At 42.1% G+C, this 21,055-nt stretch carries 17 protein-coding genes and 2 tRNA genes; 8 read left to right on the forward strand and 11 right to left on the reverse strand.

What is annotated here, in order from left to right:
* Positions 1-11: 11 nt before the first annotated feature.
* Complete coding sequence (locus J3P37_RS10670) at positions 12-887, reverse strand: AraC family transcriptional regulator (protein ID WP_256011099.1); 876 nt, start codon at positions 885-887, stop codon at positions 12-14.
* Positions 888-1,196: 309 nt separating this feature from the next.
* On the opposite strand from J3P37_RS10670, the gene J3P37_RS10675 reads away from it, so the two are divergent.
* Positions 1,197-3,023 carry a sodium:solute symporter family protein gene (locus J3P37_RS10675; RefSeq protein ID WP_256011100.1) on the forward strand — a complete coding sequence of 609 codons (1,827 nt, stop codon included), beginning with the start codon at positions 1,197-1,199 and terminating at the stop codon, positions 3,021-3,023.
* Positions 3,024-3,070: 47 nt separating this feature from the next.
* Positions 3,071-4,300, forward strand: a complete 1,230-nt coding sequence (locus J3P37_RS10680) for a glycoside hydrolase family 130 protein (protein WP_256011101.1) — start codon at positions 3,071-3,073, stop codon at positions 4,298-4,300.
* Between the two features lie 86 nt (positions 4,301-4,386).
* Here J3P37_RS10680 and J3P37_RS10685 read toward each other — a convergent pair.
* The 6 genes from J3P37_RS10685 to J3P37_RS10710 all read right to left on the reverse strand — a co-directional run bounded on the left by J3P37_RS10685 (position 4,387) and on the right by J3P37_RS10710 (position 8,596).
* Positions 4,387-4,463 (reverse strand) — tRNA-Asp (locus J3P37_RS10685).
* 141 nt (positions 4,464-4,604) lie between these two features.
* A tRNA-Asp gene (locus J3P37_RS10690) sits at positions 4,605-4,681 on the reverse strand.
* Positions 4,682-4,757: 76 nt separating this feature from the next.
* A complete protein-coding gene (prfA, locus tag J3P37_RS10695; RefSeq protein WP_256011102.1) occupies positions 4,758-5,831 on the reverse strand; it encodes a peptide chain release factor 1 in 1,074 nt (357 codons plus the stop codon).
* A 174-nt stretch (positions 5,832-6,005) separates the two neighbouring features.
* A complete protein-coding gene (locus J3P37_RS10700; protein ID WP_256011103.1) occupies positions 6,006-7,028 on the reverse strand; it encodes a DUF6807 domain-containing protein in 1,023 nt (340 codons plus the stop codon).
* Positions 7,015-7,839, reverse strand: coding sequence for a hypothetical protein (locus J3P37_RS10705; protein WP_256011104.1), 825 nt, complete (start codon positions 7,837-7,839; stop codon positions 7,015-7,017). Before J3P37_RS10705 ends, J3P37_RS10700 begins: the two co-directional genes overlap by 14 nt.
* Before the next feature lie 7 nt (positions 7,840-7,846).
* Entirely contained in the window at positions 7,847-8,596 is a 750-nt protein-coding gene (locus J3P37_RS10710) for a UDP-2,3-diacylglucosamine diphosphatase (RefSeq protein ID WP_256011105.1), read from the reverse strand.
* Between the two features lie 86 nt (positions 8,597-8,682).
* Here J3P37_RS10710 and J3P37_RS10715 point away from each other — a divergent pair, with 86 nt between their 5' ends.
* The 5 genes from J3P37_RS10715 (at position 8,683) to J3P37_RS10735 (ending at position 15,413) form a co-directional block, all read left to right on the forward strand.
* The gene (locus J3P37_RS10715) at positions 8,683-10,803 is read left to right on the forward strand and encodes a prolyl oligopeptidase family serine peptidase (RefSeq protein WP_256011106.1); all 2,121 of its coding nucleotides are present in this window, start codon (positions 8,683-8,685) and stop codon (positions 10,801-10,803) included.
* A 37-nt stretch (positions 10,804-10,840) separates the two neighbouring features.
* The gene (locus J3P37_RS10720; RefSeq protein ID WP_256011107.1) at positions 10,841-12,082 is read left to right on the forward strand and encodes a sensor histidine kinase; all 1,242 of its coding nucleotides are present in this window, start codon (positions 10,841-10,843) and stop codon (positions 12,080-12,082) included.
* Positions 12,063-12,593, forward strand: coding sequence for a DinB family protein (locus J3P37_RS10725; RefSeq protein ID WP_256011108.1), 531 nt, complete (start codon positions 12,063-12,065; stop codon positions 12,591-12,593). Before J3P37_RS10720 ends, J3P37_RS10725 begins: the two co-directional genes overlap by 20 nt.
* A gap of 138 nt (positions 12,594-12,731) precedes the next feature.
* The gene (gene pdhA, locus J3P37_RS10730) at positions 12,732-13,727 is read left to right on the forward strand and encodes a pyruvate dehydrogenase (acetyl-transferring) E1 component subunit alpha (protein ID WP_256011109.1); all 996 of its coding nucleotides are present in this window, start codon (positions 12,732-12,734) and stop codon (positions 13,725-13,727) included.
* A gap of 33 nt (positions 13,728-13,760) precedes the next feature.
* On the forward strand, positions 13,761-15,413 hold the full coding sequence (locus tag J3P37_RS10735; protein ID WP_256011110.1) for a dihydrolipoyl dehydrogenase family protein: 1,653 nt from the start codon (positions 13,761-13,763) through the stop codon (positions 15,411-15,413).
* Between the two features lie 123 nt (positions 15,414-15,536).
* Here the strand turns inward: J3P37_RS10735 and J3P37_RS10740 are convergent, their stop codons facing one another.
* The 3 genes from J3P37_RS10740 to J3P37_RS10750 all read right to left on the reverse strand — a co-directional run bounded on the left by J3P37_RS10740 (position 15,537) and on the right by J3P37_RS10750 (position 18,404).
* Positions 15,537-15,770 (reverse strand): ferredoxin, encoded by a 234-nt coding sequence (locus J3P37_RS10740; RefSeq protein WP_256011111.1) that lies wholly within the window; start codon positions 15,768-15,770, stop codon positions 15,537-15,539.
* A complete protein-coding gene (locus J3P37_RS10745; protein WP_256011112.1) occupies positions 15,770-17,005 on the reverse strand; it encodes a peptidase U32 family protein in 1,236 nt (411 codons plus the stop codon). The genes J3P37_RS10740 and J3P37_RS10745 overlap by 1 nt, the downstream gene beginning before the upstream one ends.
* A 100-nt stretch (positions 17,006-17,105) precedes the next feature.
* Positions 17,106-18,404 carry a class II aldolase/adducin family protein gene (locus tag J3P37_RS10750; RefSeq protein ID WP_256011113.1) on the reverse strand — a complete coding sequence of 433 codons (1,299 nt, stop codon included), beginning with the start codon at positions 18,402-18,404 and terminating at the stop codon, positions 17,106-17,108.
* A 54-nt stretch (positions 18,405-18,458) separates the two neighbouring features.
* Between J3P37_RS10750 and J3P37_RS10755 the strand changes: the two genes are divergently transcribed.
* On the forward strand, positions 18,459-19,790 hold the full coding sequence (locus J3P37_RS10755; RefSeq protein ID WP_256011114.1) for an aspartyl protease family protein: 1,332 nt from the start codon (positions 18,459-18,461) through the stop codon (positions 19,788-19,790).
* A gap of 4 nt (positions 19,791-19,794) precedes the next feature.
* On the opposite strand, the gene J3P37_RS10760 is transcribed toward J3P37_RS10755, so the two are convergent.
* The gene (locus J3P37_RS10760) at positions 19,795-20,991 is read right to left on the reverse strand and encodes an FAD-dependent oxidoreductase (protein WP_256011115.1); all 1,197 of its coding nucleotides are present in this window, start codon (positions 20,989-20,991) and stop codon (positions 19,795-19,797) included.
* Positions 20,992-21,055: the final 64 nt, after the last annotated feature.

Genomic DNA, 21,055 nt, shown 5'->3' on the forward strand with positions numbered 1-21,055 from the left:
GGCTATTACGATCAAACAAATACACGTACTCCTGAAAAGTTTTCTCTGAACTCTTTGGGGGTACAACCTTTTTTCTTTTTAAATAGCCTGTTGAAGTTAGAGATATTGTTAAATCCACATTGATAAGAGATTTCAGTCACAGAATGGGTAGTATCAATGAGCATACGAGATGCATGGCCAAGACGTATTTCGTTTAAGCTATTTATAAATGTATTACCAGTTCGTTTCTTAATAAATCGACTAAAAGATTCCTCGGTCATGTTTACCAGCCTGGCGATATCATTTAAGGAGATTTGTTTATTATAATTTTGATTCATAAAGTCAAAAGCCTTATCCAGACGCCGGCTGTTATAGTTGAAATTATTATTATTCAAAAAGGATGTATCAGAGAGGGCGATCATGTTCCTGCTTGTAGACAAGTCATGCAATAAACTAATGAGGTCCATTACAGAATCGAACCCGCTTCTTTGGCTTAGTGATAAGAGCCTTGGAAGCACAACTTGAATAGCTTCTTTTGGATAACAAACCCCTCTTGCGCTCATTTCGAACATTTTTTTAATAAAACTTAGCTGGTTCCTGGATAAAAACTTTTCGTCAAAAAGGTCTTTATGCCATTGAATAGTGATTTCGGTGATTTCTGTCTTACAATCATGAGTAAACCAAGCATGAGGAATATTAGGACCGACTAAAACAAGCTCAATGTCATCAATAATATCAATATGGTCTCCGATTATTCGCTTTGCTCCTCTGGCGTTTAAAATCAAATTCAACTCGTACTCGTCATGAAAGTGCAAAGGGAAATTGAATTCTTTTTTGACCCGCGAAAAAATAGTGAAGCAATCGTTAGGTGTCAGGGGAGTAATCTCCTTGGTTATGCTATTATTCATTTTTGGCTATAATATAGTTTAGTAATCGGGGATAATTGGATGGTATAAATTTATATTTTATTAAACTTTTTACAAATTATGTCAGAAAATCTACAGGCTTTGGATAAAAAAGTATTAGTCTAATTGTGAGTCAATATGGAAATTTGATTTTGTAAACCAATCTAAATAATGGCTTTTCAAAACTTTTACTAAGTGCTTAATTGAATTGAGCAAACCGGCAGATATCAAAGACTAAGTGAATAGCAAAAAGATCATCAAAACCTGCAAAACTTATAATCATATAAAATTTAGAAGAGCTAAATAAACACAATGAAATTACAATTGATAGATATCTCTATAATACTATTTTACCTGGTAATGATGGTACTCATTGGTTGGTTTTATAAAAATAAAGCTAAGCAAAATAAAGAGAGTTACCTGATGGGAGGTAAAAAACTTCCCTGGTATATGCTTGGTTTAAGTGATGCTTCAGACATGTTTGATATCAGCGGTACCATGTGGATGATCTCGCTGTGCTTTGTATATGGTATGAAGAGTATCTGGATTCCCTGGCTGTGGCCCGTATTTAATCAGGTATTTAACATGATGTTCTTAGCAAAGTGGTTAAGGCGATCAAATGCTGATACGGGGGCAGAATGGCTTGCTACAAGGTTTGGTGTAAAGGGTAAGGGAGTGAAAGCATCTCATAACATTGTCGTAGCATTTGCACTTATAAGCTGTCTGGGCTTTCTGGCATATGGGTTTGTTGGTCTTGGCAAATTTATTGAAGTTTTTGTTCCGTGGGATATGGTGAAAGCATATATTCCTTTCAACATACCAGCCCAATATGTTGCACATTTTTATGGGATAATATTTACCCTGTTCGCCATGTTCTATTCCATATTAGGAGGGATGCATAGTATTGTTGTTGGCGATTTTATCAAATATATTATTATGACCGTGGGTTGCATTGCTATTGCAATTATTGCAGTGATGCATCTGAACGGAAAGCAACTGAATGTACCTGAAGGATGGTCCGATCCATTTTTCGGCTGGACATTAGATCTGGACTGGAGCAATATTATAGTCGATGCTAATAAAAAAATAGAAGAGGATGGTTATGGGTTATTTGGCATCTTTTTCATGATGATGTTGTTTAAGGGTGTTTTTGCCAGCCTTGCGGGCCCAGCGCCTAGTTATGATATGCAAAAGGTGCTGTCGACGCGAAGCCCCAAAGAAGCATCTAAAATGACAGGGTTCGTATCTATTGTACTCTTACCTATTCGCTATTCAATGATCATAGGTTTGACTGTCCTGGCCCTGTTATACTATGATCAACTAAATATCTCAACTTCTGAAGGTGCTGATTTCGAGCGAATTTTGCCTGCGGCAATCAATGCTTTCTTACCTGTTGGAATTTTAGGCCTTGTCTTAACCGGTTTGCTCGGAGCTTTTATGGGAACGTTTTCCGGAACGCTTAATGCAGCGCAGGCATATATCGTTAACGATATTTATTTAAAATATGTTAACCCCAATGCTCCAACAAAAAAAATCATACGGTTAAACTACGTAGTGGGCGTTCTGGTAGTATTTATCGGGGTGGTGCTTGGTTTTTTTGCCAAAGACGTTAATAGCATACTTCAGTGGATTGTTGGTGCTTTATATGGAGGATATATAGCTTCAAATATGCTTAAATGGTATTGGTGGAGGTTTAACGCCAACGGCTTCTTCTGGGGAATGAGCGCAGGTATTATAGCAGCATTAATTTTTCCTTTCATCTTCGTCGGGGTTCTTCCTCTGTATGTGTGGCCCCTGCTGTTTTTTGTTTCTTTAACTGGTTGTATAGTAGGAACCTATACTGCGCCTGCTACAGATCTGACTATACTGAAAAGTTTTTACAGCAACGTTAGGCCATGGGGTTTTTGGGGGCCTGTTCATGCGGCTGTAATCGCTGAGAACCCCCAATTTAAACCGAATGGAAGGTTCAAAGTGGATATGTTTAATGTGGTTCTGGGTATGATCGCTCAGTGTTGTTTAACTGTGTTGCCCATGTACCTGGTTTTGTGGATGAAGCTTCCTTTGCTGGCAACGATCATAATTCTCGCACTCATTGTGCTTATATTAAAAAGGACCTGGTGGGACAAACTCGAAGATTAATTAACAAAAGTATAAAACCTTGTAAGGACGAAGATAAAATAGATAATATGAGTTTTGAAGAAAAATTAAATGCTTTGCAGCAAAGGCATTCCGAATTGATCACCAGGAGAAACTGCAAGCGGGACTTAGGCAACGGTGTATACGATCGTTATGAGTATCCGGTGCTTACTGCAGCTCATACTCCAATTGAATGGCGGTTTGACTTAAATCCTGAGTCAAATCCTTTTTTAATGGAACGGTTTGGAATTAACGCTACCTTCAATTCAGGTGCAATTAAATTAAACGATAAGTATCTAATGGTGGTGCGTGTGGAAGGATTGGATCGCAAATCATTTTTTGCGGTAGCGGAAAGTCAGAATGGTATAGATAATTTTAAGTTTTGGGAATATCCCATAATAATGCCAGAAACTGATGTTCCTGATATCAATGTTTACGATATGCGTTTAGTTAAACATGAGGATGGGTGGGTATATGGATTGTTTTGTACAGAAAGGCGTGATTCGAGTGCTTCGGAAGGAGATCAGTCTGCTGCTATTGCCCAATGCGGAATAGCACGTACAAAAGATCTTGTAAAATGGGAAAGACTGGCTGACCTTAAAACACCATCTCCCCAGCAACGGAATGTGGTACTCCATCCGGAATTCGTTAATGGAAAATATGCTTTCTATACTCGTCCTCAGGATAGTTTTATCGAGGCGGGGAAAGGCGGGGGAATAGGTTTTGGATTGAGTGAGGGAATAGAAAATGCAGTGATATCTGAAGAGATCGTTATTGACAAAAAGGTTTATCATACCGTTTACGAAGCTAAGAATGGTTTGGGACCTGCGCCAATTAAAACTCCATATGGTTGGCTGCATTTGGCACATGGCGTGCGTAACACTGCTGCAGGTTTAAGATATGTGTTATACATGTTCATGACAAGTTTGACGGATATAACAACCGTTACGCACAAACCAGCAGGCTATTTTATGGCTCCAGAAGGCGAAGAAAGAATAGGGGATGTATCGAATGTTCTATTTAGCAATGGGTGGATCGCTGATGATGACGGAACCGTCTTTATTTATTATGCGTCCTCGGATACCCGTCAGCATGTAGCTACCTCAACAATTGAGAGATTAACGGATTATGTGATCAACACTCCAGAAGATAAGCTTCGTTCTGCAAAGTCGGTAGAAACAGTTAACGAGCTCATAAGAAATAACAAGTTTCCATCAGAGAGGAACAAAAAAGTCATTGAAAATACGGATCAATGCGAAAATCTGTGGAAAAGGGGCTGAAAAATCCCACCGCTAGTTCGCCGATAAAAAATTATAATAATATAAAAAGCCTCTTAGATTATCTCTAAGAGGCTTTTTATATTAACTGGCGGTCTGGACGGGACTCGAACCCGCGACCCCATGCGTGACAGGCATGTATTCTAACCAGCTGAACTACCAGACCGTTTTTCCTTTTGGGTGTGCAAATATGTAGTTTTAAATTCAATAATCAAATAACAAATTGAAAAATATTTTCGTGTGTTACCGATCTTAACGGATATAAAAAAAGCCTCTCAGATTATTTCTAAGAGGCTTTTTTATTAACTGGCGGTCTGGACGGGACTCGAACCCGCGACCCCATGCGTGACAGGCATGTATTCTAACCAGCTGAACTACCAGACCGTTTTCCCGTTTGGGAATGCAAATATGCCCTTATTATTCCAGATATCAAAAGGATATTTCAAATAATTCGAATTAATTATACTCCTGAGCCTTCTTTCATCTTCTCTGCATTTTCGGCAAACTGTAATGCATCTATAATATCCTGAATCTCACCATCCATGATAGCTGGCAGGTTGTACATGGTTAAACCGATGCGATGCTCGGTAACACGTCCCTGGGGGTAGTTATAGGTTCTGATCTTGGCAGACCTGTCGCCGGTAGATACCATTGTTTTACGTTTTGCAGCAATATCGCCGGTTTGTTTCTGTACTTCGATATCATATAATTTGCTTCGAAGCATTTCCATTGCACGTTCACGGTTACCAAGCTGAGAGCGCTCAATCTGGCATACCACCACCATGCCTGTAGGCTTATGGGTAAGCTGCACTTTGGTCTCTACCTTGTTTACGTTCTGTCCGCCGGCACCGCCCGAACGGGAAGTTTGCATCTCAATATCTGCGGGATTAAGGTAGAAGTCGATTTCCTCGACTTCAGGCAATACAGCTACCGAAGCCGCAGAGGTATGTACCCTTCCCTGGGTTTCTGTATCAGGAACCCTCTGAACGCGGTGCACTCCTGATTCATATTTTAATGTTCCGTAAACGTCTTCGCCGCTGACATTCAGGATAACCTCTTTGTACCCTCCGGCAGTGCCTTCGGTAACATCGACTACTTCAACTTTCCAGCCTTTTTTCTCAAAATACCTGGTGTACATGCGGTAAAGGTCACCTGCAAATAGTGCGGCTTCATCTCCACCGGTGCCGCCTCTGATCTCAAACACAGCATTTTTAGAATCCTGTGGGTCTTTAGGAATCAACATCAGGCGGATCTTTTCCTCTAACTGATCCTTTTGTGGTAAGAGCTCATCCAGGTCCATTTTAGCCATTTCACGAAGCTCTTCGTCTTTCTCTGATGAAAGGAGCTCCTTATTAGCTTCGATATTGGATACAATATTTTTATAAATTTTATATTCATCCACGATCTTACCCAGGTCTTTATATTCCTTATTGAGTTGGGTGAATCGCTTCATGTCGCTAACTGTAGCCGGATCACTCAGTTCACGTTCTACTTCTTCCCAGCGAATTTTGATTGCTTCTAATTTTTCTAGCATGTTATTATTTGAAAATCACACATCCTGTACGTCATGTCCATCTCTGGTAGTCGTTCAGGAAGATTGGCGTTATCCAAGTCCTATCAGTAAAACAAGGTATTGTTTTAAAGGGCACAAAAATAGGGCTTTTTAACAACATATCCATTCTTAAAAAGCACCTGATTACAAATGAGTTTAATTGCGGCTGAATGAATCGTAGATTTGCGCGATCTCTGATTTGCTTAGCTGTCCGCCTACTACGAGCTTGTGTCTGAATACTGTGCTTTCTCCTGTCTTTAAACTGAAGTTCAGCTTTTCTTTTCCGTTAGTATAGACCTCCGCTCCAAGAGGATTGATTGCGAACAAACCATATCCCCGTGCCATCCAGAAACCGGGATAATTTACGTTGCCGGGATGGTCCATTATTATAATTGAAAGTGGTTTTTCGTTGATGTTTCCGGATAATTTAAGCCATTCAGAGCGGGTTCCAAATACTTTTTCACCGATGATCCCGGTGCTGCTTTCATAGGATCCGTTAACAGCATCTGCTGAGGCAACTTTTTTGATTGTACCTTTATTGTCCGAATAAACTTTTACAGGGTTTTCTGAAGGGTGTTCCAGGTGCCTTGCAACTCTTAATCCGAACATGCCTTCTTTATTGTCTTTAAATAAAATATCTGTTAGCGCTTTAAGTTGTGTCTCACGTTCGATCGTCCTGGCATTGTTCTGAATCCTGAAGGTGAACTTGCTTCGTTCTTCGAGCATGGCTTTTGCACCAGGATTATACCAGGTGGCCAGTACAGTGAGCTCCGCTTTTCCAATGCCACTATGGATGTTTTCAATCCTCTTAACTTTTATAGTGCCGTAGGCTTTCTTCGTGCTGTCAACTTTGGTGGAATTATTCCAGTAATCTGCGCCATTTACGTCTCCATAGTTTAACCAGAGCCCGATCTGGTGGGGATGATCCACCTGGTCGCCAATAGAAGGGCTAATGGGGTACCCCCGTGTAACACTTGTTCCGCCAGCTGCGTTAATCGGATATAGTATGTGTTTTTTCAGGCTGTCGGCATACAAGAGAGAGGTAAACAAACTGTCATCAATATAGACCCTGACTTCTTTAGCTATTGGGTTTTCAACGATCCTGATCTTAGCAGGGTTTTGAGCAAAACATATGTTTCCAAGGCACAGTAGAAAAAATAACAGCTTACTTGTTTTCATTTCCTTTGTTCGTTGAATAGACTTTGATTCTCTTTTCTCCTAAGGTAGCTAAAATTGTGTTTCCCTCGCTCGCTTGCACAATATTCGTCCCAACGGGTATGCGCTGGGTTATATGCTTATCGGAAACATCTATCCGGTGCCAGACTCCCTCATTTAGAAATAAAAGTTCCTGGTCTTTAACCTGGAAAAAACCAATGTGACCCACGCTGAAGCTTTTGATGTAGGAGCCAAAGCGGTCGGTCTGCAGGATGCCGGTTTGCGGATCATACAAGTAAACATTTTGATCTGTAGAGACCATGAATTCTGGCTGAATCGCCAACCCGCTTTCCTGGTATATATTGGCAGATTGCTGTTCGGGGTTAAACTGGTTGCTTAGTTTCTGAAGTTGCCGGTTGGCCTGGTCGTACACCCAATATCCGTTGGAATTGGACGTCGACACTAGTGTTATCTGCCGCGAAGTATCGTGGCCAAAGTTGAACCGGTTAATTTCATTAAGTGTATTATTTAAAACGACCGCCTGCTGTATTGCAGGATAGAATAACAGGATTCGCATGGGGTCTGTGGTATCCGCATAAGAAGGTCTTCCCATTGCTTTGTTGCTGTAATTCCATAATAACTTGCCAGCCTTAGAATATTTCAGCAGCTCGTTTTTTTCGGTGATCGCATAGATATTGTCGAGATTATCTGTAGCTATGAAGGTGGCAGGGGTGTCAATCTGGAAGAGTAATTGCAGAGTAGGCTGCGCAAATAACATCTGGACGTTCAATAGTAACCCCAGGATCGTCAGCGCGAATGCAATTTTAATTTTCATGATTAAATTAGGATTCAAAATATTTCAAATGCAATTCCTCTCCATCGAACACCGCATATGAATTATAGTTTATCCACTCTCCCAGGTTTATATAACGGCTGTTTTCAGCAAGTGTTATGTCAAGCGGTAAATGCCGGTGTCCAAAAACGAAATAATCAATGTGTCTTTTCTGCAGGATTTCTTTGCTGTAAATCACAAGCCATTCCTGCTTTTCACCCATAAAGCTTTCTTTTTTCATTCCGGCGATCCTGCTCTGTTTAGACCATGACAAAGCGATGCCTATTCCAAGATTAGGATGTATACGCGCAAATAACCACTGGCAGATCTTGCTTCTGAATATTTTCTTAAGGAATTTATACTTTGCATCGCCAGGACCGAGTCCATCACCATGATGAATATAAAACTTTTTACCGCTGAGTTCGATTTGTAGCTCGTTTGAGACGATCTGTATTCCCATCTCTTCGGTGAGATACCCGAACATCCACATGTCATGGTTTCCCTTAAACAGGGTAATTTTAACGCCTGCATCGGCCAGCTCCGACAATTTTCCCAAAAAGCGAATAAATCCCCTTGGAACAGCTCTTTTATATTCAAACCAGAAGTCAAATACATCTCCTACCAGGTATAGTTCCGCTGCATCGTTTTTGATCGAGTCTAACCAACGTACCACCTTATCTTCACGCTGCCGGCTTAAGCTGTAGTCGGCTACGCCGAGGTGAAAATCAGAGGCAAAATATATCTTATTACGGTCGGTCATTGTGATAAAAGTACGAAGATGCGGGGAAAATTGTAATTTGCAACAACGCTGAGCGTTTTTATATGTTTTAAAATGATTTAACCCCCATGAACAGGATCGCTATCACATTAATTATTACTGTACTGACTTGTTCGGGAATTGCACAAACTACTAAAAAGATGATCATTTATCCCGATACAAAGAAAGACCATACTATTGACGCTTATTTTGGAACTGAAGTTTCCGACCCTTATCGCTGGCTGGAAAACGATGTTGCTGAAGACACAAAGAACTGGGTTTCTGAACAGAACAAAGTTACTGAGGCCTATTTGGCTCACATCCCATACAGGGGGAAAATCAGGACGCGCTTAGAGCAACTTTGGAATTATGAAAAGTATAGTGCCCCATTTAAGGAGGGGAAGTACATTTATTATTTTAAGAATGATGGCTTGCAAAATCAATCCGTGCTTTACAGACAGCAGCAAGGTGCAGAGCCGGAGGTGTTTCTTGATCCAAACAGGTTTTCGGCAGATGGTACCACTTCGCTGGCTGGAATAGAATTCACCAGGGATGGGTCGCTGGCGGCCTACCAGATATCAGAAGGCGGATCGGACTGGCGTAAGATAATTGTGATCAGAGCGTCTGATAAGTCTGAACTTCGGGATGTTTTAACCGACGTTAAGTTTTCTGGTATTGCCTGGAACGGAAACGAAGGGTTTTATTACAGCAGCTATGATAAACCGAAAGCAGGAAGTCAGTTGTCTGGTTTGACTCAATACCATAAACTTTTTTATCATAAGCTGGGAACCGAGCAGCGGGAAGATGTTCTGGTTTTTGGAGGTGAAGATACACCACGGCGTTATATAGGTGCATCTATAACTGAAGATGGGCGTTTTCTGGTGATAACTGCAGCAAATTCAACTACCGGAAACGAGTTGTACATTCAGGATCTGAGCAAACCTGGAAGTAAGATAGAATGTGTGGTTGATAACATGGATAACGAACATGATGTTCTGGATAATGTGGGGGATAAGCTTTATATCTTCACTAATTTTAATGCCCCTAACAATAGGATCGTTACTGTTGACGCGGCAAGTGCGGGCATCAGGAACTGGAAAGACCTGATCAAAGAATCTGAAAATGTTCTGAGTGCAAACACTGGCGGTGGTAAAATATTTGCAAATTATTTGAAGGATGCTACCTCTTTGGTGCAGCAATTCGATATGTCGGGTAAGCTTGAAAAAACTATTTCGCTTCCAGGTGTGGGCACTGCGTCGGGATTTGGGACTAAAAAAGAGGAGAATGAGCTTTATTATACTTTTACTTCCTATGTATATCCGCCAACGATTTTCCGGTATAACATAAGTAAAGGTAATTCTGAACTATATAAAAAATCGGGTGTTCAGTTTGATCCTGCTCTGTTTGAATCAAAACAGGTTTTCTTTAAGTCTAAAGATGGGACTAAGGTGCCGATGATCATCACTCATAAAAAAGGGCTGGAGATGAACGGTAAAAATCCTACAATACTTTATGGATACGGTGGATTTAATATCAGTCTAACTCCCGCATTCAGTACTGCTAATATTGTTTTTCTGGAACAGGGAGGAGTTTTTGTGGTAGCCAACCTTCGTGGTGGAGGCGAGTACGGAGAGAAGTGGCATCTGGCGGGGACTAAACTGCAAAAACAGAACGTGTTCGACGACTTTATCGCGGCAGCAGAGACCCTTATTAAAGACAAATATACTTCAAGAGATTATCTGGCCATCTCGGGAGGATCAAATGGAGGTTTGCTTGTTGGCGCAGCTATGACGCAACGCCCCGATTTATTTAAAGTGGCCTTGCCGGCAGTTGGGGTTCTTGATATGTTGCGTTATCACAAATTTACCGCAGGGGCGGGCTGGGCTTATGATTATGGTACAGCGGAGGATTCTAAGGAAATGTTTGAATATCTGGCAAACTATTCACCTTATCATGCTTTAAAGGAAGGTGTTTCTTATCCTGCAACCATGATCACAACGGCCGACCACGATGATCGTGTTGTCCCGGCGCACTCTTTTAAGTTTGCTGCGCGCCTGCAGGAATATCATAAAGGAAACAATCCGGTACTCATTCGTATTGATACGAAAGCGGGACATGGCGCAGGAAAATCAACTGCCCAGATCATCGCAGAGCAAACCGACAAGTTTTCTTTCCTGTTCTATAATATGGGAATAGACTATAAGGAGTAAAAGCTTAAAAAGATCTTTGCAAATAACGAAAAGTTAAATGAACCCGTACGAACAGAAGAGACGCTGGAAATTTTTGTTGCTGGCTTTTGCCATTGTTATCGGTGCTGTTTCTCTGTGGTATAGTAATTACCTGGTAAAAGGTATTTCCGCTGCGGAGCGCACCCGGGCAGAGATATGGGCCATGAGCAATAAAAATATTATAGAGATCACGGATATTAACGACGACTATATCACTTTTATCTATTCTATTCGCGACAGTCTTTCAGTCCCTGCGATTGTAACTGATGAAAATGATAGTATTATTTACTGGAAAGGTCTGGACAGCACCAAAACGAATTACCAGCTGGAAGCGGAGAATGTGTTAGAATCGCCACTCTATACCCGGAAGACCTATGATCCGGTCTATTTTAAAACGCAGTTGCGTGAAATGAAATCACAACATCCCCCGATCGTGATCACGAAGGACGACGGCGAGAAGTGGTATGTGTATTATAAGGATTCTTCCCTGCTTACGCAGCTCAGAGTGTTCCCATATATACAACTCACAGTTATCGGCATATTTTTGCTGATCGCCTATGTAGTTTTCAGTTCTTCCCGGAGGTCGGAGCAAAACCTGGTTTGGGTGGGAATGGCAAAGGAGACGGCCCACCAGCTTGGTACACCTATATCTTCATTAATGGCATGGACTGAACTTATGAAATCAAAATTCGATGCAGAGGATGATCCTTTGATCCTTGAAATGGAAAACGACATCCGCCGGCTGGAAATGGTGGCCGACAGGTTTTCTAAGATTGGTTCAAAAGCTGTTCTGCAGAGTCATGTTGTGTATGAGGTTGTTGAAGAGTATGTGAAGTACTTTAAGGTTAGAGCGAGCGACAAGATCGTTTTCAGTGTTACCGGTGATAAGCAAGTTGAGGCAATGATGAATGTCCCTCTTTTCGACTGGGTGATAGAGAACCTTCTGAAAAATGCAGCTAACTCAATCGACGGTCAGGGAAGGATAGAAGTGAATATAAGTGAGCATCTGGCCAAAGAACAGGTTTTTATTGATGTCATAGATTCAGGTAAAGGCATTCCCAGAATGAAATTTGAAACAATCTTTCAGCCGGGCTATACTACCAGGAAGAGAGGCTGGGGACTGGGGCTTTCCCTAAGTAAACGTATCATTGATAACTATCATAAAGGACAGATCTTCGTAAAGGACTCAGAGCCAGGTAAGGGAACAACCATGCGTATCATTTTAAAAAGCAATATGAAATATGAAGCGACCACAAGCTGATGAATATGGGTCTTTTTATAAGGCTTATATTGATTTGACAGATGACGATGTGATCAAAGAACTGACAGATCAAAAGACTAGTTTTTCTGACCTTCTGAGATCGGGCATTGAGCGGGCAGAACATGCCTATGCAAAAGATAAATGGACCTTAAAAGAATTGCTGGGACATGTGATAGATACGGAAAGGATAATGGCTTACCGCTTACTTTGTATTTCGAGGAATGAGGCTAACTCACTGCCCGGTTTTGATCAGGATGATTATGTGAAATACGCAGGCCATAACCTGCAGAACTTCAATAAACTTATTGAAGAGTTTGAATTAGTAAGGGCTTCTAATTTACTCTTAATAGATTCATTAACTGAGGAGCAACTAGGAAGAACGGGAATGGCCAACAACTATCCTATGAGTGCGAGGGCATTGCTATTTATCATGGCTGGTCATTTAAAGCATCATATGAAAATTATCAAGGAACGATATCTTCCGGGTGGCAGGGCGACCGACCAAATTTAATTAGGCTATAGGCGAAATTCAAAGTGTTTAAAACTTATTTCAAGCTTTAATGTCAGGCATTTTAAACAAAAGACTGTGAATTTCTTTTTTATTAGCATTTATAACTAGATTTGCCTTCCCAAAAACATATATTGACTAATGAGTTCAGTTGAAATCACTAAGGATACCTATCTAAACTGGTACGAGCAAATGCTTTTGATGCGCCGGTTTGAAGAAAAATCAGGACAACTTTACGGGCAACAAAAAATCAGGGGCTTTTGCCATTTATACATAGGGCAGGAAGCTGTTTTGGCAGGTGCTATGTCTGTCTTAGGTCCGGATGATTCTATGATTACCGCTTATCGCGATCATGCCCATGCTTTGGCTAGAGGAATGAGCGCTAATGAAATTATGGCTGAGCTGTATGGCAAAGTAACCGGTTGTTCTAAAGGCAAAGGCGGATCAATGCACATGTTCAGTAAAGAAAAGAAATTTTTTGGCGGACATGGTATCGTAGGTGGTCAGATTCCACTAGGTGCAGGTGTTGCTTTCGCAGAAAAATATCTGGGAACAACCAATGTAAACGTTTGTTACATGGGCGACGGTGCTGTAAGACAGGGCGCTTTGAACGAAACGTTCAATATGGCAATGATCTGGAAGCTGCCTGTGATCTTTGTTTGTGAAAATAATGGTTATGCTATGGGTACCTCTGTAGAGCGTACTACCAATATGACAGATATTTACAAAATAGGCTTAGGTTTTGACATGCCTTGTGCGCCTGTTGACGGAATGGATCCGGTTGCTGTACACAATGCAATGGATGAAGCTGTTCAGCGCGCACGCAGAGGAGAGGGCCCAACATTTTTGGAAATGCGTACTTACCGTTATAAGGGACATTCTATGTCTGATCCGGCTAAATACCGTACCAAAGAAGAGCTTGAAAGTTACAAAGCGAAAGATCCGATTGGCGTAGTTAAATCTGCTATCGTTGAAAACAACTATGCTGACGAGGCGTGGTTCGCAGAGATTGATGCAAAAGTGAAAGCCATTGTTGATGAATCTGTGAAGTTTGCAGAAGAATCTCCATGGCCTGAAGCACATGAGTTGTATGATGACGTATATGTACAGCAGGATTATCCTTTTATAAGAAGCTAATTAATTCTACAAAAAACATCTGAATATAAAGAAATGGCTGAAGTTGTTCGCATGCCCAAAATGAGCGATACCATGACCGAAGGGGTTATCGCTAAATGGCACAAAAAAGTTGGCGATAAGGTAAGCACCGGTGATTTAATTGCTGAGGTGGAAACTGATAAAGCCACAATGGACTTTGAATCATTCCAGGAAGGAACTTTATTATACATTGGCGCAGAAGAAGGTGCGGCAGCACCGGTTGATTCTGTTATCGCCGTATTAGGTGCTCCGGGTGAGGATTATAAATCTGCTTTAGAAGGTGATGGTGGCGCAGCGAAAGCTGAGTCTAAACCTGAAGCTGCTGCGGAAAGCGCTCCGGCTGCTCCTTCTTCGGATGAAGAAGAAGGGGGCATCGATCCGGAATCTGTTGGTGCCACAGTAATTCGTATGCCTTTATTGAGCGATACCATGACGGAAGGGGTTATTGCAGAATGGCATAAGAAAGTTGGTGATACTGTAAAGAGTGACGACACTCTTGCTGATGTAGAAACCGACAAAGCAACCATGGAGGTTACGGCTTATGCCGAGGGTACTTTATTATATGTTGGTGTAGAAAAGGGACAGGCCGCTAAGGTAAATGATATTATCGCTATAGTTGGTAAAGAAGGAACTGACGTGCAGGCTCTGTTAAAGGGTGGAAAGAAAGCCTCTGCTCCTGCTGGTGCCGCTGAGGCTAAGAAAGAAGAAGCTGCCGCTCCTCAGGAGAGTGCTGCTCAGGCTTCTGGTTCTGCATCAGATGCACGCGTTAAAGCGTCTCCTCTTGCCAAGAAGATAGCCCAGGAAAAAGGTATTGACCTGGCGCAGGTTAAAGGAAGCGCAGAAGGTGGCCGTATTGTTAAAAAGGATGTTGAAAGCTTTACTCCTTCTGCCAGGCCGGCTCAGGCTGCTGCACAGGCAGAAGCTGCCCCTGCTGGCAAATCTGATAAATCTGAAAAGACTATCGTTATACCTCAGTTCATCGGTGAAGAAAAGTATACTGAAAAACCTGTTACACAAATGCGCAAGGCTATTGCCCGCTCATTATCTGACAGTTTATTCACTGCTCCGCACATCTTCGTTACGATGAGCATTGATATGGACAGCGCTATTGCTGCCCGTGCAAAGATCAACGAATATGCGCCGGTTAAAATTTCTTTCAACGACTTAGTAGTGAAAGCTACGGCTATAGCGTTGAAGCAGCACCCGGCAATAAATTCTTCATGGCTAGGTGATAAGATCCGCGTTAACGAGCATGTTAATATAGGAGTAGCCGTTGCGGTTGATGAAGGTTTAGTAGTTCCTGTAATAAAATTTGCTGACGGTAAATCTCTTTCTCATCTGTCTATGGAAGTGAAAGATTTTGCTCAGAAAGCTAAAACGAAGAAGCTTCTGCCTACAGATATGCAGGGATCAACATTCACTATATCTAACCTTGGAATGTTTGGTGTGGATGAATTTACAGCGATTATTAACCCGCCTAATGCAGCTATTTTAGCAGTAAGTGGAATTCAGCAGGTTCCGGTTGTTAAAAACGGTGCTATTGTTCCGGGTAATATCATGAAGGTTACTTTAAGCGGTGACCACCGTGTAGTTGACGGAGCAGTTGTTGCTTCGTTCCTTCAAACTCTTAAGGCTCTGTTAGAAGAGCCGGTAAGATTGCTGGTTTAAAGCAAAAAGCAAGAGCATTTAGCACACGCGGCACGCGTGCACTAGCAAGTTTGATACTGAGATAAAAAAATCCTGTAAGGTTATCCCCTTACAGGATTTTTTATGAGTTACTATTTGAAGGATTCAGCTCTTCATCTTTTCTACTCTGATAATCTTTACCGGGCAATGCTTAGCTGCGGTTTTATTAATCTCATATTCGTCGTCTCCAACAATAGCGGTAAAAAGCCCTTTTGATTCTATTCCTTCCACTAAAGTACATCTGCCATCTTTTGTAGATATTCTCCAGCGGTAGAAGGCGACTTCGACACAAATATTACATCCGATACATTTGTTACGCCATTGTGTGATCCTCACCATTAGACGTCAACAAGTTTATAAAGTTTATCTGCAGGCCGAACCCTGTCGGGCAGAGGGATTGAAATAATATCGCCTTTATGCACCGTGTCTGTAGGTATATCATTCACCCTGATTTCGTTGATCCGTGTTTGCACTACTCCGGTAGTAGGGCCGGTGATCAGGATTTCATTCCCTACTGAAAGGCTTTGGGCTTCAATCCTGAATTCTGCAGCTCTGGAATATTCGAAATATTTTAATCCTCTTCCTAAATAGACTTTCTTTTTGGTTGCCTTTGACCCATAGTCATGACTCCATTCACCTATCGTTCTGCCAAGATAGTAACCGTCCCAGAACCCACGGTTGAAGACCGTCGAGAGCTGTTCCTTCCAGTACTTCACGAGTTCTTTTGAATACAAGCCCATATAGCAGGCATCGATAGCTTCCCTGTAGCATTTGGTAACGGTGTGTACATAGTCTGCGCTGCGGCCGCGTCCTTCAAGCTTCAAAATGCTTGCCCCTGAGCCGATCAGCTGATCCAGAAAGTCAATCGTGCAGAGATCTTTAGCTGACATGATATACTGATTATCCACCTCAAATTCGATTCCCTGTTCTTTATCCGTTACTACATAACTCCGACGGCAGTTTTGGACACAAGCGCCCCGGTTTGCGGAGGAATATGCAGAGTGGAGGCTCAGGTAACATTTTCCGGAGATCGCCATACATAGTGCCCCATGACCGAAGACCTCTACTTTCATCAGTTCTTCTGAGGGACCGGTAATTTTCCTTCGTCTAATCTCTTTCGTTATGGCAGAAACCTGTTTCAAAGTGAGTTCCCTTGCCAGCACTACAGCATCTGCGTAAGCCGAGTAGAATTCGAGACTATCAATATTTGAAACATTTGCCTGTGTCGAGATATGTACGGGCATACCTACCCGGCGTGCGTAGGTCATTACTGCCTGATCGGAAGCTATTACCGCGTTAACTTTATTTTTAATGGCGATATCAATAATCGATTTCATGATAGTTATATCATGAGTATAGATAATTGTGTTAATAGTTAAGTACGCTTTAACACCATTCTGCCTGCACATAGCCATTACACGCGGTATGTCACCGAGAGTGAAATTGCTGCTTGCCTTAACTCTCATATTAAGTTGTTCAACACCGAAGTAAACCGAGTCTGCTCCAGCTTGTATAGCTGCGGTCAGTGATTCAAAAGAGCCTGCCGGCGCCATTAGTTCTATTCTTCTTGCCATAGCTTCAGATAAAAGATGAAATACAAAGCTTTCAATTATTTTTGCCAAAAAGTATGATCTTCGTCATGTCTACAAAAAAATCGTATGCGATGTCTGCTTATTATTTTAAAAATGCCCGTCTCAGCTCTTCCACTTGCTCATTACTTATCGGAACCAGATTGCCTATAGAAGCACCCAATACCAGTGATTGGGCACTAAACTCAGCCACTTCCAGGTAATCAAACGTCTGTAGAAGACTATCGCCGGCAACTAGTACGCACTCATTTTTAACGATCACTGCCGGATTGTTTTTGCCAACCAGTTCTGCTATTATCGATTCGGTTTTAAATTGTGATCCAAATTCCAGCTGACTCACGTCCTGAAGGAATATCCAGCTTTCTGGAATGGTGCGAACGTTGAAATTTGCTCCAGTTACCGCGAATGCCATTAGATAGGGAGATTGCGTTAAGATTATAGAGTTGATCTCGGGGTGGTTTTTATAGATTTCCTGATGCAGATAGCTTGTACGGCTAGGAAACTTACCGGATTCCCTCTTCCCATCTTTTATTTGCACGATGTCCTGCGGTTGCATATCCCAGCGCGGAATACCTGTGGGTGTAATTAAAAAATCATTTCCCCGCCACCGTGTGGAGATTGTGCCATAGGAGCTGATCATCAAGCCCTGGTTACAAGCTCTGTTTATGATGTCGCAGATGTTGCACCGTTTTTCTCTTTCGTCTGAGGGATGGAAAGTACCAGTCATTTCGGGTAAGGTATCTGCAACCTGGGCCTCAAAGGCGTCTATCTGCTCTTCTCTTAGGTACTGCGGTTTGCCTATTGCATTCCCATACAGTATCGTCCGCGCACAGAACTCAAGTGTTTCAAAGCGCTCGAAAGTTTCTGCCAGGTTTGATCCTCCCACTACGGTACCATGATTTTCCATTATGACAGCTTTATGTCGCTTAGCAAACTCCCTGGCGATTTTAACTCCAAGTGCTTTGCTCCCGGGAAGCTCATATTCGGCATAACCTGCCACTCCGCAGACATGTCTGGCCTGAGTGATAATATTGGTGTCTGGAGTGGCTCTCACAATGCTGAAGGAAACTAACGCAGGGGGGTGAGCATGAATGATCGCCCGAATATCTGGCCGTATTTCGTATATTGCTTTGTGGAATGGGAATTCGGAAGAGGGCTTATGCAAGCCTTCAATGCTTGCGTCTGCTTTTACGCACACAATATCCGAAGGCGAAAGTCGTCCCTTGTCGACACCTGATGGCGAAATCCAGATGTCTCCATTCTCATCTACTATTGAAATGTTGCCGCCAGATGTTGTGGTTAATCCCCTGCGGTATATTCTGCTCATCACCAATGCAATCTGATCCCTTGGATGCATTAGAGCAGGGTTAAGTGTCTGATCCATTTTTTATTTAATTATTGGTAATGCACAAATACTCAATAATTTATTATACAGAGAATGACGATCGTCACTTTAATATTTGATCTGCAGGCGCATTCAAATGTTCATTGTTTTTTCGGTTTGGCTCCGGTTTTTATTATATTTAGATATAGCACGGTGAACCTGAAATACTATATAAAGCTCTTAATATTTCTGCACCTTAGTTTGGGATGCATCCGTACGAGTGCGCAGTTTCATCTTGCCAAACGCGGCTCAAGCGAAAGCTTTGAATTTACTTTTATTAAGAATCTGATCATCATCCCACTTACAATCAATGGAAAAGGTCCGTTCAATTTTGTACTCGACACCGGCGTGGGCGTGTTTTTGATCACTGAGCCTTCACTTGCCGATTCACTGCAGCTGGGAAAGCTTAGAAGTATTAATATTTCTGGTTTTGGCGAAACGGATACGCTCAAGGCTTTTGTTAGCCCTCACCTGGATATTAAGGTGAACAATTCAATCGGGGGAAATATTCCTGCAGCGATCCTGGAAAAAGATGCCTTTGATCTTTCATCTTATACAGGTATACCCATTCATGGTTTACTGGGCTACGAGTTTTTCAATAGCTTCATCATCCGTATTAATTATGAAATGAGGACAATTAAAGTATACAAGCCGGAAACCTGGTATATACCCAAAAAAGGACATCTGGTGCCTATTACCATTGAGGCTGGTAAACCCTATATGCAAAGCTCTATCCGAATGAGTGGAAACGGGACTATAAAGGCCCGGCTTGTCATCGATACAGGTGCCGGACATCCGGTTTCACTGGAAAGTTATCGCGGTCAGCCCATCAGAGTTCCATCGCCGAATATCGAAGCAAATCTGGGTGTGGGGCTTGGCGGCACCATAAGTGGCAAAATTGCCCGGTTAGAGTATTTGAAGGTCGCAAAGTTTGAACTCCCAAATGTGATAGCAGCTTTTCCCAACTTCGATGATGTAGGTGTGAAGGTATCTGCAAAGAGGAGCGGAAACATAGGGAATGCAGTTTTTAAAAGGTTTCACGTAGTATTTGACTATGGCAGAGGAAGCCTGTTTTTGAGACCGAATTCTATGTATAAGGAAGTCTTTGAGCACGACTTAAGTGGAATGGAGCTAGCTTATTATGCACCAGATTACACCCGCTTATTCATTGCCAGAATAGAAACAGGTTCGGCAGCAAGTGAAGCTGGGCTGAGGCCTGAAGACGAGATAATCGCTATTAACTTTAAGCAGATCAGGGAAATGAATATAGATGAGATTTATAGGCTGCTTCATTCCAGGGATGGGAGAAGTATCGCTTTAACCGTACTGCCCCATGGTGAAACCAAAACCTCGCTTATTATTATGACCTTAAAACGCAGAATTTAATGAATTAGCTTTTAAGATTTCCTTTAAGGTCGATTGCTCTGTCAAAAGGCTTCAAATAAAGATCAAACAGGCGGGCAAGTTCTTTACGGGTAAGCACCTTATTCATGTCGAACTTACCTTTCAGCTTTAAGGACGGATTCCATCCTTTTTCCACTTCTTTATCAAGTTCCTGACCTCGGTTGGCTGTAAACTTAATCAGACTCAAAGCATCCTTCAGGGTCATCTTATCTGTTTTATTATCAAGGAACCAGATCTGGCTTCTGGTATAATATTCCTTCAGGGGTAGTCTGATCTCTTCCGAGGATACTGTAGAGTCGGGATTAAATAAGAGTTTTGTACCTATGAGCTGTCCCTTTAATATTCCGGTTACGGCTATCTTTTGAATGGAAAGTGCGATGGAATCCGAAATGCTGATATCATCAAACCTGATAAAATACGAATTAAAAGCAATCAGCTCAGCCTGAGTTTTTCGGATGTCGAGTTTTTCATTGGTGACGTCAAAAAAAGCACAATATGCGGCTGCCGCACCGGCTGCCTGGCCGGTAAGTAAAGTCGGAGATACATTGTCGCGAAAAAGTATGAAGTTCTCAACGCTGTCAGCGAAGAGTTCTGAAACCGGAAGGTGTGAGCCCCGAGTCCCAGGAATTGAGACCGATGTACGATATATCTTGTCTGAATAGATACTTCTGGTATTGGCAGATTTTTTTAGGCTTATGCCTGCCTTCAGGGCAATCTGACTTCCTGCAGTTGCATCAACAATTGCCTGGGCCTTTAACTCTCGTCTATCCGTAAAGGATATCTCCCAGTTCTTGCCGTCCCTCTCAATCTCACTCACTACGGCTTTTCTTATTACTGTGAGATTCTTCACGGTATCTGTCCAGCCTTTAAATAGGGTAGCTGCATAAGCAGGTATCAATGACTCGTTGTTTTTGACATTGGAGTTTTTCTGGACTGAATCTACCCTCTGCAGGAATTGTTTATAGATGCCTATCTTGTACATTTTGTCCTCAGGCGTCAGGTTAACCAGATCAAAGCCTCCTTGGTCAATTAATATTGTTTCTACACCTGAATGTGCGGATTGTATGGCGGCCGCTATGCCGGCCGGACTAGTTCCGAAAACCGCCACGCCGGCCTTTATTTTTTGTGCTATAGAGTTGTAGCCGCAAATGAGGCATAAAAGTGCCAGTAGAAATTTCTTCATGTAATCCTTTTATGTAAATATATATTCAAACCAACGATGTAAGGTATTAAAAAGTTTACTTGTT

Source organism: Desertivirga xinjiangensis (genome assembly GCF_024436435.1).
GTDB classification, from domain to species: Bacteria; Bacteroidota; Bacteroidia; order Sphingobacteriales; family Sphingobacteriaceae; genus Desertivirga; species Desertivirga xinjiangensis.

What these genes read in the sequence shown, in the direction of transcription:
- J3P37_RS10710 (WP_256011105.1), bottom strand. Translation starts at nt 8,596, where the DNA reads ATGACCGACCGTAATAAGATATATTTTGCCTCTGATTTTCACCTCGGC.
- J3P37_RS10705 (WP_256011104.1), bottom strand. Translation starts at nt 7,839, where the DNA reads ATGAAAATTAAAATTGCATTCGCGCTGACGATCCTGGGGTTACTATTG.
- J3P37_RS10735 (WP_256011110.1), top strand. Translation starts at nt 13,761, where the DNA reads ATGGCTGAAGTTGTTCGCATGCCCAAAATGAGCGATACCATGACCGAA.
- J3P37_RS10755 (WP_256011114.1), top strand. Translation starts at nt 18,459, where the DNA reads ATGACGATCGTCACTTTAATATTTGATCTGCAGGCGCATTCAAATGTT.
- J3P37_RS10680 (WP_256011101.1), top strand. Translation starts at nt 3,071, where the DNA reads ATGAGTTTTGAAGAAAAATTAAATGCTTTGCAGCAAAGGCATTCCGAA.
- J3P37_RS10745 (WP_256011112.1), bottom strand. Translation starts at nt 17,005, where the DNA reads ATGGCAAGAAGAATAGAACTAATGGCGCCGGCAGGCTCTTTTGAATCA.
- J3P37_RS10740 (WP_256011111.1), bottom strand. Translation starts at nt 15,770, where the DNA reads ATGGTGAGGATCACACAATGGCGTAACAAATGTATCGGATGTAATATT.
- J3P37_RS10725 (WP_256011108.1), top strand. Translation starts at nt 12,063, where the DNA reads ATGAAGCGACCACAAGCTGATGAATATGGGTCTTTTTATAAGGCTTAT.
- J3P37_RS10720 (WP_256011107.1), top strand. Translation starts at nt 10,841, where the DNA reads ATGAACCCGTACGAACAGAAGAGACGCTGGAAATTTTTGTTGCTGGCT.
- J3P37_RS10715 (WP_256011106.1), top strand. Translation starts at nt 8,683, where the DNA reads ATGAACAGGATCGCTATCACATTAATTATTACTGTACTGACTTGTTCG.
- prfA (WP_256011102.1), bottom strand. Translation starts at nt 5,831, where the DNA reads ATGCTAGAAAAATTAGAAGCAATCAAAATTCGCTGGGAAGAAGTAGAA.
- pdhA (WP_256011109.1), top strand. Translation starts at nt 12,732, where the DNA reads ATGAGTTCAGTTGAAATCACTAAGGATACCTATCTAAACTGGTACGAG.
- J3P37_RS10750 (WP_256011113.1), bottom strand. Translation starts at nt 18,404, where the DNA reads ATGGATCAGACACTTAACCCTGCTCTAATGCATCCAAGGGATCAGATT.
- J3P37_RS10670 (WP_256011099.1), bottom strand. Translation starts at nt 887, where the DNA reads ATGAATAATAGCATAACCAAGGAGATTACTCCCCTGACACCTAACGAT.
- J3P37_RS10700 (WP_256011103.1), bottom strand. Translation starts at nt 7,028, where the DNA reads ATGAAAACAAGTAAGCTGTTATTTTTTCTACTGTGCCTTGGAAACATA.
- J3P37_RS10675 (WP_256011100.1), top strand. Translation starts at nt 1,197, where the DNA reads ATGAAATTACAATTGATAGATATCTCTATAATACTATTTTACCTGGTA.
- J3P37_RS10760 (WP_256011115.1), bottom strand. Translation starts at nt 20,991, where the DNA reads ATGAAGAAATTTCTACTGGCACTTTTATGCCTCATTTGCGGCTACAAC.